Source organism: Paenibacillus sp. FSL H7-0323 (genome assembly GCF_038002725.1).
In the GTDB taxonomy this organism is placed as follows: domain Bacteria; phylum Bacillota; class Bacilli; order Paenibacillales; family Paenibacillaceae; genus Paenibacillus_AQ; species Paenibacillus_AQ odorifer.
On sequence record NZ_JBBODB010000001.1, the window covers coordinates 4,344,879 to 4,359,821 of the forward strand.

The window sequence follows — 14,943 nt, forward strand, 5'->3', positions numbered from 1 at the left end:
CTCACACCACCGTACGTACCGTTCGGTATACGGCGGTATTCCGTAAGGAGTTGTATCTGTCCAATACACTCTTTAATCCATTGGATTCCCAATATTGGTTATTCAATGCACGTTGCAGATTTGGACTCCCTGCAATTCGCCAATACCCTTTCCGAGTATTTCCCCACTCAAAAGGCTTATATCCTTAGGCACGCCTAAGGATATAAGCCTTTTGACTTTGGTTCTCGGGTTCTTCCATTGCTTCCAGAGACACATTCGCAATCTCCTTCGAATCCACATATCCATCGCTTTAAAGGCACTTGGCGTATCCGCCAGCGAGAAATATCCGTGCCATCCCATCAAGTATCGATTGAGCTCCTGGATTCGCTCTTCCGTTCGCATCGCTTTCTTCCGGGACGTTATCTCCCGAATTCGAGCCTTCGCTTTCTGCAAGGACTGTTTTGCTATCCTCACCTTGGGCTCTTTATCGCTACTAAAGCAAAACCCAAGAAATTTCCGTCTCCATGGGCGGTCCACCGCACTCTTCGCTTGGTTCACCTTTAGTTTTAGTCTTGTCTCAATGAATCTGGTGACGGATGCCTTCACTCGCTCTCCTGCTCTTAGTGTTTTTACATAGATGTTACAGTCGTCCGCATAACGGACGAAGCGGTGTCCACTTTTCCCGAGTTCCTTGTCGAGCTTGTCCAAAACGATGTTAGATAACAACGGACTGAGTGGACCACCTTGCGGTGTCCCTTCTGTTGTCGTATTTACTAGCCCGTTCTCCATAACACCTGACTGAGGATATTTACGAATCAGCAGGAGAACTTTCTTGTCCTTCACTTTAGCCGAAATCTTCATCATCAGTCGGTCATGGTTGACGCGATCAAAGAATTTCTCCAAGTCTAGATCGACTACGAATCGATATCCCTCTTTCATGAATGCTCTGGCTTTCCTTACCGCATCATGCCCTTGTCTTTTCGGACGAAATCCATAACTATCGGCTGGGCGCACTAAATAAAGGAGACCACTTAACACGTGGTCTCCTTTTCTCATATTAAAAAATGCTATTTTACATACAGAAGTTCTGGATTATGTACGGGATTAAATGAAAGTTTCTTAGTGAACTGCCAACGGTCAGTTACATTCATTTTGTTATATATGCTCTTCACTACATTTCTAACTGTACCTTCACTAATTCCCAACTCGTTAGAAATACGCAATGCACTTTTTTCACATAACCACATTTGAGCCACCTCTTTTTCTCGGGCAGTCAAGTTGAATTGTTCAAAACTAAACTCTAGTCTAAGTAACTGCATCTCAGGGTTACTCCACATCCATTTCTCGGTAACGTTTTCAGCTATCTGTTGCATAAATGGAATAGCAAATTCGATTTGCAGTCCTTTGTAGAAAGAAATATCTACATAGCCTCTTATAACACCATCTGAGTAGAGAGGAGAACATACACAGTTCCAATTAGAAAATATAGAATTCGTATGTTCGCTCCCTTTAACTACTCCAATAGAATTCATTTCCATAGAAAGTGAAACACCATTTAGCCCGAAATCCTGTTTGGCAAAACTCTTCCCAACTCTTATTCCTGCCTTATCAAATTCTTCTTTTATATGTACTGAAGAGAAATACAGATCGAGAATTCCCCCCATATCATCTGTTAGAAAAGCCGCAAAATCTACCGATATATACTTACTAATTTTAATCATCTCGTTATGTAGGGAAAGAATCATTGCCTCGTGATAAATAGATTCCTGGCCAATCTCCTCAAAAGAGTGCGCACTCGTTCTTTGTGGGGCCTTTGAACTTTTGACTTTACCCAATGAAGAGATAGAATCCATTTGTTCCTTTTTTAGATCTTCAGCTGAACACCAAAGTTTTGTCTGATCGTATGTTACTGTCAATTCCAACTCCTCCTGATTTCCATCATTTATAATGTAAAATGATACCATTATATACTTAAACATTGAAGATTCAACCAGCTATTAACATATTTATTCATATTAGTAAATATCCAATGGGGGATATTTTCAAACTTTGTTATAAGGACCATAATTACATTTGTAGAACTTAAATAACCGCTAGATGCCCCATTTATTATTAATAATTATCCTTACACTCTCTTCTATTCAATGTGCCTTAAGTCATAGAAAAAAGAAACCTCTAAGGAGATAACACAGTGGAATTGTATAAAATTAATGAAAAACAAACATTCCAGTATTTTAATTTAGTCTCATATCGCAACACTATTCCTTCCAGTTGTTTACATCATAAACTAAACGAATTTATCCTTTCACTAAACAACTATAACCTCCAAAAGAATGGTCCTTTAATCACTTCTACTCATTCTGTATCCCGAAATAATGGCATAGAGATGGTGGATTTTGAGATTATGGTACCAGTAAAAGGAGAAATTAAAAAAAATCCCCCTTTTATATATAAGCAAGAATTCAAGTTAATAAATGCAATTTGCTTGATGTATGAAGGTAAAATGAATGGCATCAATTCTGCTTATGAATTTTTAGTCAAATATATCTCTCAAAACAATCTACATCAAATAACATCCGCATATAATATAAACTTATCTGAAGGTACTAGTGAAAATATAAAAATAGATATTTGTATTGGCATCAATCCTAGTCTTCTTTAACTAGTCAAAACTCGTCTATCTCGAAAGGAGGTGAATAGAATGGAACTGAGTCTTAATAGTCAATTTTCAACATTGTCCAACATTGAAACGATGGAGATTTCCGGAGGTATAAATTGGGATAATGTTGCTTATGGAGTCTTGGGAATGGTAACCGTGGTAGCCGCTGTTACCACAGCACCAGTAACGATTCCTACTGCGATTATGGCAGTGGGTGGATCAATAGTATCTGGATATCTTACTGGTAGCGGACTAAAACATTAAATATCTGTTATAAGGAGTGAGGAATTAAATGCTTTCATATGCCCCTAGTTTTTCAGAACTTACACTTGAAGATAGTATCAATATTGATGGTGGCGTTGATTGGGCCAAGGTAGGTGCAGGAGTGTTAGGTATGGTTACAATCATGTCTGCTGTTGCTGCCGCACCAGTAACAGCCACAGCCGCAGTTGTCTACATAAGTGGTACAGTGGCTGCCGGATATTTAGTGGGTACTTCATTCTAAATTTTGATGGAGACATTCATCTTCAGATGGATATGTCTCCATCTTTTCTTCTATAAAAGAAGAGAATAATCATAAATAGATTGCGAGTGATTTTTTTGAAAATAGATAAATTAATATCGTATCTAATTAGAATAGACATTACTTTAGGGCTAGTAATATCATTCTTATTAATTGTAAGACCTAATATAATCCTCCCATCCCAATGGTTTATAATGAATTTCTTAATTTTTCTAACAGGTATATATATATATAAGAAAAATAAAAACAAGACATTTATAGCAGTTTTTATTTATGCTTTCATCTATTTTTCTTTAGTCATATTAGATATGTTAACTTCAAAAGGTATTATTCGAAGTGACAATAGATCTGGAGATATTTTATTAAGCGTAGGATTAGTGGCGTTAGGCCTGATCGGATTTTTCATTGCATTTTACATGAGCAACAAAGATAAATGATTCATTGTATAGCACAGGTCACAATATAAAATCATCATTTAATAATTGCTTTTCGGAGGATTATATGGCATTCACTAAATACCAATGTGTCAAACAACAAGATATTAAAGACTGCGGGGCTGCCTGTCTCGCCACTATAAGTAAAAACTATGGTCTCAACTATCCTATAACTAAAATTCGCGAGATGTCGGGAACCGATAAAATGGGTACCAGCGCCTATGGCCTTGTTAAAGCTGCTGAAAAATTAGGATTCACTGCCAAGGCTGTAAAAGGGACTCACGAGGCATTCTTCGAAGATTTCCCCCTTCCGGCTATTGCTCATGTGGTCATAGACCAAACTTTATTGCATTACGTTGTTATTCATAAAATCACAAAAAAAACAGTTGTCGTTTCGGATCCTGCGAAGGGCATTGTTAAATATACACCAGAAGACTTCTTTAAAATCTGGACCGGTGTTCTCATATTAATGGTTCCTACCCCTCAGTTCAAAAAGGGCGGTGAGTCCAAGGGTTTATTCACTCGTTTTTTTGGTTTACTTATTCCTCAGAGAAGAATGCTACTAGGAATTTTTTTGACATCCATGCTCTATACAATATTAGGTATATTATCAGCCTTTTATTTTCAATTTCTGCTAGATGAGATTCTTCCTTTTGGCTTAAAGAAGACTCTGAATATAGTATCCATTGGAGTAATCATTCTATATCTATTCAAAGTTTTATTGAACGCTTTTCGTAGTCACATTCTACTAACATTGAGCCAAAAGCTTGATATTTCGCTAATTCTCGGCTATTACCATCATGTGTTGAAGCTACCCATGAACTTTTTTGGTACTCGCAAGACGGGGGAAATCATCTCAAGACTTATGGATGCCTCTAAGGTACGGGATGCCATCTCCAGCGCAACCCTAACCATCATGATCGATATTATCATGGTTATTGCGGGGGGAATCATTCTTTATTCGCAGAGTGCCCTTTTATTTGGTGTAACTGTGCTGCTGGTTCCTTTGTATCTAGCGTTAGTGTGGGGATTCCACAAGCCATTCGACCGGTTAAACCGTGAACAAATGGAGAAAAACGCCCAACTTACCTCCTACATCGTTGAATCCATAGACGGTATCGAGACGGTCAAAGCCTACCATGCGGAGTCTAAAGTTGGCTTTGAGACGGAACAGAAATTCATCACGTTTCTGAAATCCGTGTTCAGCTTTGGTATTTTCAATAATATACAAGGCTCGCTAAAAGGTGTGGTTCAGTTGCTTGGAGGTGTAGCAATCCTCTGGGTAGGTGGTAATCAAGTAATAAAAGGAAATATGACCATGGGTCAACTTATCACTTATAACTCATTACTTGCTTACTTCCTTGAACCTATTCAAAATCTCATCAATCTCCAGCCTACCCTGCAAACAGCTGTTGTAGCGGCGGACCGATTGGGGGAAATACTCGACTTAGAAGCGGAGAAGCTTGAGGATGAGGACAAGAAGATTCAACCCGCTTCATTAAAAGGTGATATTAGATTTGATCGTGTCAGCTTCAGATATGGTACACGTTCCCTTGTACTTCATGATATTGATTTGAGACTTAGACAGGGCGAGAAAGTCGCCTTTGTCGGTGAGAGCGGCTCGGGTAAAACCACCCTGATCAAATTGATCATGCAATTTTACCAACATGAAAAAGGCGATATCTTAATTAACAACTACAATATTAAAGATATTCATTTAGATAGCTTGAGACAGCGAATCGCATATATATCACAGGATACTTTCTTTTTTAGCGGAACAATCCGGGAAAATTTATGTCTGGGTGTCAATCAGGATACGGATCTGGAACAAATTGTTTCGGCCTGCCAGACCGCACAGGCACACGAATTCATTAATCAGCTTCCACTCCGCTACAACACTTTGTTAGAAGAAAATGCTACTAACCTTTCCGGGGGACAGAAGCAGCGACTAGCTATCGCCAGGGCAGTTCTTAAACAGCCCGATATTCTTATAATGGATGAAGCCACTAGTAATCTGGATTCTACAACGGAGAAGGCTGTATCGGAGACGATTAATGCTTTTGAAGACATGACTACGATTATTATCGCTCACCGGTTGAGTACAATCATGCGTTGTGATCGGATTTATGTCATGGATCAAGGACGGATTATTGAGCATGGAACTCATCAGGAGCTTCTGGATTACCGTGAAAAGTACTATGAATTGTGGAAAGATCAACTCCCTGGAGTTGAACAAAAACAAGAACATAACCATCAATATGCCGCAGGAGTAGGCGAGGTGTCTCTTGTATGAGCGCACAAATACATAACTTATCAGAAATGACAGATAGCAGAGAAATCATGGAATCCAAGACCAGTCCTGTGATTTCCATTTTCATACTTATCTTATTCATTCTATTGGGGGCTGCGTTAGTCTGGTCCTATTTTGGCCAGATCGATGAAGTTGCCAAAGCCTCTGCTGTAGTTAGACCCAATGAAAAAGTCAGTACCATTCAGACTTCATCTATGGGAAAAGTGGAACAGGTATATGTCCATGAAGGGATGCAAATTAAGCAGGGCGAGCAGTTAATTTCCTTTGAGCATAAAGAACTTGATATAGAATTATCCAATCGTAATTCAGAAATCAATAAGCTCACTAAGAAACTGCACTATCTCGGGCTGTATAAACAAAGCATTAGCAATTTAGATAATCAGTTTTCTTCTGAACGTGCAGATGAGGGTTACTATTATGACATGGTAGAACAATTTCTCCTTGAATACAGCCAGCAGCAGCAGACCTTTCAAGGAACCCAGGATCAGCTTACAGCTGCCATTCACGAGAATATAGGCTTGCAAGATTCTGCTACCTTTAGTGCCGAATCTAGTTCGGATAAATCTCTTCAGAATAAAATTGAATTGGAACGAAAAAAGAAACTGCTAAATGTTGAAATTGCAAACGAGAAATTGCTTGTGCAATCCATCAAAGAGAATCAAAATCTTCTTCCAATTGAAGATACCAAACGGACGGAACAATATAATACATACCAAATTAAATATGTCCAACTGTCTAAACAATCTGCTGAGAAAAAAGAAATCTATAATCGTTCGCTCAGCTTGGGGGACCGCCTTGTGCCTCAATCCCAGATTACAGATGAACAGCATCAATATGAAAGTTCATATTTGCAAATCAACCAATTCCAAACCGAAGCCGTGCTCAGCTCAGAAAGCAATATCACCAATTACAATCAGCAATTGGTTGAGATAGAGGTCAGCCTCGATTTGCTAAAAAATGGGCACGATCCATCAGTTTCAGAACGAAAAACTTTAGAAATGCAAAAGAAACAGCTGGCTGAGCAGCAAAATGATCTACTGAATCAAGAGAAACTTAACCGTTCATCTGAAGCAACCTCATTGAAAAAACTGAAACTTGACCGTATTGTACAGATTCATTCAGCAATAGAAGAAAATAGAAGAACCTTAATTACGCTGCAAGAGGCTGTTAAGGGACTTGAGCTTGAACGAGACAAAAGACTGCTCATAGCACCAATTTCCGGGACCATTAATATTTTAAAAGAAACCAGCATCGGGGACATGGTACAATCCGGCGAAGCCTTGATCTCCATTATACCTAGCAACGAGTCAAAATATAAAATGAGCATCGCTGTACCTAATGCTGAAGCAGGAAAAATAGCGATTGGCAATAAAGTTGATTTCAGCTTTTCAGCCTTTCCTAAACAAAATTTTGGTTCCCAAAAAGGTACGATTACATCTATCAGCACAGATTCAATTATTCAGCAAGACGGTCTAAGCTACTATCTGGTGGAGGCAACGATATCCAATGACCCACTTGTTAATCGCAGAGGTGAACGTGGAGAGCTTCGTGTAGGGATGATAGCGCAAGCCTCTGTTATTACCGACTCCAAGAAGATCATTGATTTTGTTCTTGAAAAAATCAACTTAAAGGAATAGTGAGGTTGCCAGCTAAATGTTAAAGAAATCAGCTCTCTTGATACTCTCCTTCTTATTACTCCTATTGCCGCATTCCATTACAGTTTATGCTGATACGCAGGTATCCAGCGCAATAAAATCGCTTTCCATGGAAGAAGCAATCCAGCTAGCATTAACTAACTATGTAGATATCAAGCTCTCACAATGGAATATTGCAGAAACGGATTCCAAATTTTCATATGTATCATCTGAAGAGAAAAAGTTGGAGCAAAAAAATGTAGTCACAACCAGCGGGCTGCTGCCAGTAAATCCTGATATTTTTATCAATAGTATTCCTGGTTACGCTGATTTAAGTGAAGAAGAACAGGCAGGGGTCAATCAATCCATTCTCATTCAAATTATGATTAACACATCTCTGAATCAATGGGTTAGCGCTCAGAATGAAAGCCAAAACAGTTACAATCAAGAGACTAAAACAGCGCAGCTTAAGGAATTTCGTGACCAGTTACGCACATTAGAAACAGATAAAGTAATTAATCAGTTACGACTTCAAAAAACAGAAGCCCTCATCCGCTACTATGCTGTGCAGAAATATTATCAACTCTCTTCTCTAAAAAAAACGATTGAATATGACAAACAAGAAAGCCAATATTGGTTTCAACAGTCTGAGGATACCTTGCGGTCCTATGAGCATGGTCTTCTGTCTAAGAGAAGTTTGGACGATTTTAATCGTAAAAACATAGTACAAAAATCTATTTTTGAACGTAACCTTCGAAGTTATGAAGCTCAGTTAGAACAATTTAAGCTTGAGTTAGGATTATCATCCTATTCAGAAGTCCTTCTAGATGATGTCATTTCCAGTACACCAGGGCCTGTGAATTGTAATACAGTAATTAGCCTCTCTAGTAATTATGATTTACGCGAAGAAGATGCACGTATCACACTCGCCAAAGATAATCTTGACGCAGCTAAAGCTTCCGATGCTGAACTCATCACTTATTATTCAGTCCTATGGTCTAGCCAGATTGCACACAAAAATATAGTACAACAACAACTCGAAGAAAAACTGGCTAGTTATAACCCGGAAGCAAATGAAATTGATTTTGAATATTCAGAACTAAAAGAGCAGCAATTGGAACTCGTACGCGTCTCCCAGGATAATGATACTCTCCTAAATAGCGGGTTAATCTCAGCGGCTCAGGCAGATCAGGACAAGCTGGATTTACTAAACTTAAATCGGCAATTCGATAAGCAAAAAGTAAAGTACGGTTTATTCCAAGCAAAAGTTACTTTGGCTCTTAGTGGAGTTATCCTCTAATAACCATTAATTTATCATTCATAACCCAAAGGAGATATCACAAGATGAAAACCATATCTAGCCTAATCGCAGCAACTCTTCTTTCTACCGCTATCGCCTGGCCTGTCCATGCCGCAGAGAAGCCAATCTCCATTCAGATCAATCAGCAACAGCTCGCACTGAAGGGACAGGCTCCCTTCAATGATAATGGTACAATTGTCGTTCCTTTTCGCCCGGTTTTTGAAAAACTAGGACTTTCAATCGATTGGAATCAAACCACAGGTACCATAACGGGTACTAAGGAAGGGCTTACGATTACACTGCAACTAGGCAGCAAGCAGGCCAGCGTCAATGGTGTAATAACCCAACTTTCTGTTGCCCCTAAGCTCATCAATAATTCCACTTACATTCCGCTGCGCTTCGTTGGGGAGGCTACAGGTAATGAAGTCTCCTGGAATGCACACTCGAAGACAGTAACCATTACAGGCAAGACTAACCAGGTAAACCCGCAGGAAATCAATGCTTTTTTTGAAAAATACGTAACCTATACCAACAATGAGAATTATGAAGGGTTCATGAGCCTAATCGATAGCAAGTCTCCTCTTGTGATCATCGGGCCACAGATTAAGAGCCAAATGGAACAATACGATCTGACCACTTCACTTGATCAATTAGAGGTTATCAGCCTTCAACCCACAGAGGCTACGGTTCACACCGTTGAAACGACTACACACCTCAGCGGTCCATTCACCTTAGACAATACCACTGAATATATTTATAGCTTAACGCGTACTGCCAGCACTGAAGACTGGAAAATCAACAACCTGCAGATTAAAGGCGTACAATATATACTCCCAGATAAACTGCTGAACGCTAAGCCAGCTGTGACGAAGTCGGATGAAACGGATATATTTGCTGTGCTTAAGAGCAACTTGGACTATACCAATGCAGAGAATATTCAAGGTGTGCTATCTACTATTGATCCTGAGTCCCCTGCTCTCGAACAAACCAAACAGCTCTTCAGCCAAATTTTCACGGTCTATGATCTAAAGTTCACTCTGGAATCTGCCAAAATCATTCATTATACCCAGGATACCGCAGCCGTATATATGGTTCAGACGAGCATCAAGCTTAAGGGTCCTGAGTTTCAGGATAACCGCTCCACCTCTGTCACAACGCTGAAGAAATCCAAAGCAGGCAAATGGATGCTGGATCAGACCTATCCGATTAGTGTAGACAAGTTAACTCCATAATTATAAGGATTTGTAACAAAACAAAAAAACGGCAAGCCCCATTAACCCGGAGGCTTGCCGTTTGCTTATTTAAAGCGCCGGAGCTCAATCTTACCCGCTTCCCCTACGTTCTCTGGCTGATACGGATATAGAACAGTTCCTAAATAGTTGGGACCACAATGGCCAATCTTTCAATCAATTCCCATCTCTCGCTGATATTCATCTTACTGTAAATACTCTTAACGATATTCCGCACAGTTCCCTCTTTCACATTAAGGTCGTTGGAAATTTGCAGCGCCCCTTTTCTTAGTGCCCAGTGATACGCTACCTCTCTCTCTCTAGGGGATAATCGATACAAATCACACTTCTCCTGAAATATGTACTCAATTAACTTCGGGCTTCGTTCCTTCAACTTCAACACAATCTTTTCGGATAATTGTTTAATAAAGAGAATCGAAAAACCAAGTTGCCTCTCGGCTTCAAATGAGATGTCTATATATCCACATATACAATCATTTATCATTATAGGAGCGCATACACAATTCCACTCTTTAAACATTGGCATACTATGCTCTTCTCCACGCACTACTGCAATTGACTCAACCTCCATCGCTAAAGAAACTGCATTCACTCCAGAGATTTGCTTCGAAAGATTAGTTCCACTCCTAATTCCATAATGATCTACTTTCTCCTGAAACGTTTCGAACGGACTGACAATATTAATAATATTGCCGGCTCGATCTGTTAAGAAAAAGACAAAGGGCAATAAGAGAAATTCCATTACTTTCGCCAATTCTGAATGTAATACTTCAACTAAAATCTCGTAGGGAACCAGCTCTTCTATAAAAAAGGATTTTTCTGTTTTGAGGTTACTCCAGGGTTGGCAAAATTCACACACGGAATTATTAGATTCTTTATCTACATCATCTACCGTAAACCAGGCACGTTCGCATTCAACAATATTCAAACAATCCATTCTCCCAACTTATGGTATTAATGAAACAGAGCATATCATATCACTCCCTTCAAAGGAAAACAATGACATAATTAGTTAGGGTTGTGGGAGATTAGTAAGAATTGAAATAACATTGTTTAGATTATTTTTCTATGGCCGATTATTTGATAAGAACTTTTCACCTGTCCTGTATTCTTTAAATTTCGTCAAAAAAGAATAGAGCATAACAATTACCACTTGTCTATATCCTACCTAGAATATATACGAAATCCATTTTTTCTATGAAAATAGGGATATTCGTTGATTAGAAAAAAATTTCACAATGGAGTCTGAGACTAGCGAGAAATCATGCTCAACATATTTATATCTGTTACCCTGAAAGGAATGAATTTTATCAAGAGTTTAGTAGGGATTTTCAGTAGAAAGTATACAAAGTCTATTCCATTTTTACTTTTGTTTTCATTATTTATATTGGCGTTTTCTGCGGTAAATAGAATATTCCCAATAATATCTTTTTTAATAATTATGTTAAATGCTCTGTACATTGTTGTGAAAATAGCAATATTTAAAATTAAAAAATAAATATTTATTTCAGGGGGGGATATTGCAATCTGGCAAAGCGCCTTTCAGCCTTTCCTAAACAAAGTTTTGGCTATTAGTGTAGACAAGTTAACTCCATATTTATAGGGATTTGTAACAAAACAAAAAAACGGCAAGCCCCATTAACCCGGAGGCTTGCCGTTTGCTTATTTAAAGCGCCGGAGCATTAGTCTTTTCTGCTCCTTTACGCTCTTTTGCCGATTTACGGAAGTAGAACAACTCGTAAATCGCCGGCACTACAATCAGCGTAAGCAGTGTTGCTGCGGTTAATCCGCCAATGACTACAATCGCCAAGCTTTGCGAGACGATGCTGCCCATCTCGGCATGGCCGAACAGCAACGGTGTCATGGCGCAGATGGTGGCAATCGCCGTCATGAGAATCGGACGCATCCGTGTTCCGGCAGCTTCTAGAATAGCCTCGTGGATACTCATATTGGCTTCATTTTGCTTAATCCGGTCAATGAGCACAATGGCATTCGTAACAACAATACCTATTAACATCAACGCCCCGAACAGAGCAGTGAAGTCAGGCGTTACACCGGACACGATAAGTCCAACAATCGCACCAATCGCCGCGAGCGGCAAGGAGAACATAATCGCCAGTGGAGCCCGAAGGGTTTTAAAGGTGAGTACCATAATCAGATAGACCAACCCGATGGAGATCAATGCCGTCATGCCCAAGTCGTTGAAATCCTCTGACTGATCAACTGACGCTCCGCCTGCAAATAAGGTCACGCCTTTCGGAAGTGTAAGACTATCGGTTTCTTTTTTAATATTCGCACCGATCTCAGATACCTTCTTCGGATCAACCTCTGCTGTAATTCGTACATACGGCTTCCCATCTTTATGGAACAACATTGCTGGTTCATTCCGAACCTCGTAAGTTGCGAGCTGAGACAGTGGCTTCGGCCCCTCAGCCGTCATGAGCGTCAGCGCTTTTAAATCCTGCTCCGTTTGCGGCTGAACCATAGGATCTAACACTACACCTGCTGCGTCACCATCGAGCTCAATTTGCCCCATTGGAATCGGATTAAGCATCGCTGACAGCTGCATTGAAATCTCTTGCGCATTACTTTGCGCCGGATCTACCTTAAAGGAAAATACAGGTTTCGTGTCCTCCATATTGCTGCTGACTTTTTGAATTCCCTCTACGGTCTTCAGCTTAGCGGTGACTTCTGTTGCTACAGTAGTAATATCTGTAAGATTATCTCCGACAATATCAATATATTCACTGGTAGAGCTGGATCCCATCATACTCATTTGGTTAGCAACAAGTGTTGCTCCAGTGTATGAATCTTTTACCTCACGAACATGATCAATAAAAGCCTGAGCATCTGCACCTTTTTTCATAACAACGGTATAGTCCACTAAGGTTTCAGAGGTAACACTCCCCCACTTAGCGGCGTCCGCACTATTCCCTGATTGCATGATTACCGTTTCTGCTTGTGGCTGCTTCATCAAATCTTGTTCTAACTGCTTTCCCTTTTCCAAAATATCTTTGACAGGAACATCCTTCGGATAATTCATCTGAACAGAAACATAGCTGGCATCCGAAGCATCGAGCGCCCCTTTGGGCATAGTCACATAAGCAGCAATGGAGCCAATCAGAAGCAGGAGACCCAACGATAAGCTAACCCATTTACGGCGAAGATTCCAGTCCAGAAAGCGGATAAACCATTTAGAAGGTTCGTGTTCTTTCATTGATGTTCTTCTCAGCAGCCATGAGCTTAAAAGAGGAACAACCGTCAAAGCTACTACTAGTGAAGTAAGCAATGAATAGGTCACTGTTAAAGCAAACGGCAGTAGGAAAGCTTGCAAACTACCACGCAAGAGACCCATCGGCAAAAATACTGCTACGGTAGCAATGGTTGATGAGGTAATCGCTCTAGCCACTTCCCCAGTTGCACTAATAATCATTTCTCGGGAAAAGGGTTCTTTTTGCAGCCTACGGTAAATGTTCTCAATCACCACGATACTATCATCGACCAAACGGCCTACCGCAACCGCGACTCCCCCGAGTGTAATGATATTCAAGCTTATGCCGGAAATATTCAGCAGATATAAGGTGACTGCTAACGAAAGTGGGATGGATACTGCCGTAATCAGAGTAGCCCGCAGGTTACGCAGGAACAACAGAATCACAATCGTCGCAAATAATGCACCTAGCAATACCTCACGCATCATACTGTTCACCGAGCTAACTACCATATCCGATGTACTGAATACCACTGCTGCTTCTGCATTAGGAATGGTTGTATTAATATGATTTACGGCAGCCTGAATGTTATCTCCGACACTGACTGCATTCGCATTAGCCTCTTTGGTCACTATGGCGAATAGAACGTCTTTCCCGTTCGAACGGCTGACACTTTCCTGATCCTGCTTCAATTCGACAGCAGCGATATCCTGTAGCTTAACGCCCGCAGATACAGGAAGCTTTTTCAAAGTATCCATACTATCTATCGTAGAAACTACGTTAACATTGCCGGTCTGCCCACCAATCGTTTGCTCCCCAAGGGATGCCGATACATTACGTCCTTGAAGTAAACCTAATACTTGTGGAGTCGTGACTCCCTTCTCAGCCATTAATTTCGGGTCCAGCTTAACGCTGACCTGCGGAGTTACCTTACCATATAAAGCAACGTTCGCTACCCCTTCAGCTTTTTGCATCTCTGGAATGATAGTTTCTTCCGCAAGCTTAAGATTCTCTTTAGTCAGGCCTTCGTCAAAAGCAAGAGTAACCTGTGATACAGGAATCATGGAGGTATTCAACTGAAGTACAAAAGGAGCCATTACCCCTTCCGGGAACTTCAATGAATCGACGACCTTCTGGACCTCCTGCGCAGCATCCTTCATATTCGTTTTCGAATCATAAAAAATATTTACCTGCGCATATCCGTCTCCGGAAGTGGACAGTATTTCCTTCTTCCCTTTCACAAAAGCTGCTCCAGCTTCTATCGGCTTCGTTACATTAGTCTCCATAGCATGTGTATCCTGGCCAGGACCCAGCACAGTTACAGTCACTTGAGGATTATCCGCCTCTGGCATAAATTCCATCGGTAGCGAAGTGTAGCTCATCCCTCCCACCACAAGAGCCATGACTACTAAAAGCCCCACCGCAGCCTTGTTACCGAACGACCATTTTGTTAACCATTTCATTTTCTTTTTCCCCTTCCACTCCACATGATTTCTGGCACTCCCCTTATGTCTGTTTGATTATGTATTAATTTCCATCCCGAGATTTAGTTTAGTCATTTTTGGCTGAACTCAAAACAGCCCTACGGCTGGTTTCGTACTCAGTCTTAAGACGGGGAACTTTCCCCTTCTGTAGACAGAT

The 14,943-nt window shown here is 40.4% G+C and carries 10 protein-coding genes and 1 pseudogene; 7 read left to right on the forward strand and 4 right to left on the reverse strand.

Annotated elements, in window-relative coordinates; genetic code table 11:
- Position 1: 1 nt before the first annotated feature.
- Positions 2–978 (reverse strand): annotated as a pseudogene (locus MHH89_RS19750) (reverse transcriptase domain-containing protein); the annotation flags it as partial.
- 68 nt (positions 979–1,046) lie between these two features.
- On the reverse strand, positions 1,047–1,895 hold the full coding sequence (locus MHH89_RS19755) for a helix-turn-helix transcriptional regulator (RefSeq protein WP_076220106.1): 849 nt from the start codon (positions 1,893–1,895) through the stop codon (positions 1,047–1,049).
- Between the two features lie 275 nt (positions 1,896–2,170).
- Here MHH89_RS19755 and MHH89_RS19760 point away from each other — a divergent pair, with 275 nt between their 5' ends.
- The 7 genes from MHH89_RS19760 (at position 2,171) to MHH89_RS19790 (ending at position 10,072) form a co-directional block, all read left to right on the forward strand.
- Positions 2,171–2,641 (forward strand): hypothetical protein, encoded by a 471-nt coding sequence (locus MHH89_RS19760; RefSeq protein ID WP_076123797.1) that lies wholly within the window; start codon positions 2,171–2,173, stop codon positions 2,639–2,641.
- Between the two features lie 39 nt (positions 2,642–2,680).
- Positions 2,681–2,902: a hypothetical protein gene (locus MHH89_RS19765; RefSeq protein WP_076123799.1), complete on the forward strand. Its 222-nt coding sequence runs from the start codon at positions 2,681–2,683 to the stop codon at positions 2,900–2,902.
- Positions 2,903–2,930: 28 nt separating this feature from the next.
- Positions 2,931–3,143 (forward strand): hypothetical protein, encoded by a 213-nt coding sequence (locus tag MHH89_RS19770; protein ID WP_076123801.1) that lies wholly within the window; start codon positions 2,931–2,933, stop codon positions 3,141–3,143.
- Positions 3,144–3,662: 519 nt separating this feature from the next.
- Positions 3,663–5,888, forward strand: coding sequence for a peptidase domain-containing ABC transporter (locus MHH89_RS19775; protein ID WP_076123804.1), 2,226 nt, complete (start codon positions 3,663–3,665; stop codon positions 5,886–5,888).
- Complete coding sequence (locus tag MHH89_RS19780; RefSeq protein WP_076282449.1) at positions 5,885–7,543, forward strand: HlyD family efflux transporter periplasmic adaptor subunit; 1,659 nt, start codon at positions 5,885–5,887, stop codon at positions 7,541–7,543. Before MHH89_RS19775 ends, MHH89_RS19780 begins: the two co-directional genes overlap by 4 nt.
- 16 nt (positions 7,544–7,559) lie before the next feature.
- Entirely contained in the window at positions 7,560–8,840 is a 1,281-nt protein-coding gene (locus MHH89_RS19785) for a hypothetical protein (protein WP_076282448.1), read from the forward strand.
- Between the two features lie 44 nt (positions 8,841–8,884).
- Positions 8,885–10,072: a copper amine oxidase N-terminal domain-containing protein gene (locus MHH89_RS19790; protein ID WP_340397475.1), complete on the forward strand. Its 1,188-nt coding sequence runs from the start codon at positions 8,885–8,887 to the stop codon at positions 10,070–10,072.
- Positions 10,073–10,211: 139 nt separating this feature from the next.
- Here MHH89_RS19790 and MHH89_RS19795 read toward each other — a convergent pair whose 3' ends face one another.
- Both MHH89_RS19795 and MHH89_RS19800 read right to left on the reverse strand, forming a co-directional pair.
- Complete coding sequence (locus tag MHH89_RS19795) at positions 10,212–11,018, reverse strand: helix-turn-helix transcriptional regulator (protein ID WP_076282446.1); 807 nt, start codon at positions 11,016–11,018, stop codon at positions 10,212–10,214.
- A gap of 738 nt (positions 11,019–11,756) precedes the next feature.
- Positions 11,757–14,765 carry an efflux RND transporter permease subunit gene (locus MHH89_RS19800; protein WP_076282445.1) on the reverse strand — a complete coding sequence of 1,003 codons (3,009 nt, stop codon included), beginning with the start codon at positions 14,763–14,765 and terminating at the stop codon, positions 11,757–11,759.
- Positions 14,766–14,943 lie beyond the last annotated feature (178 nt).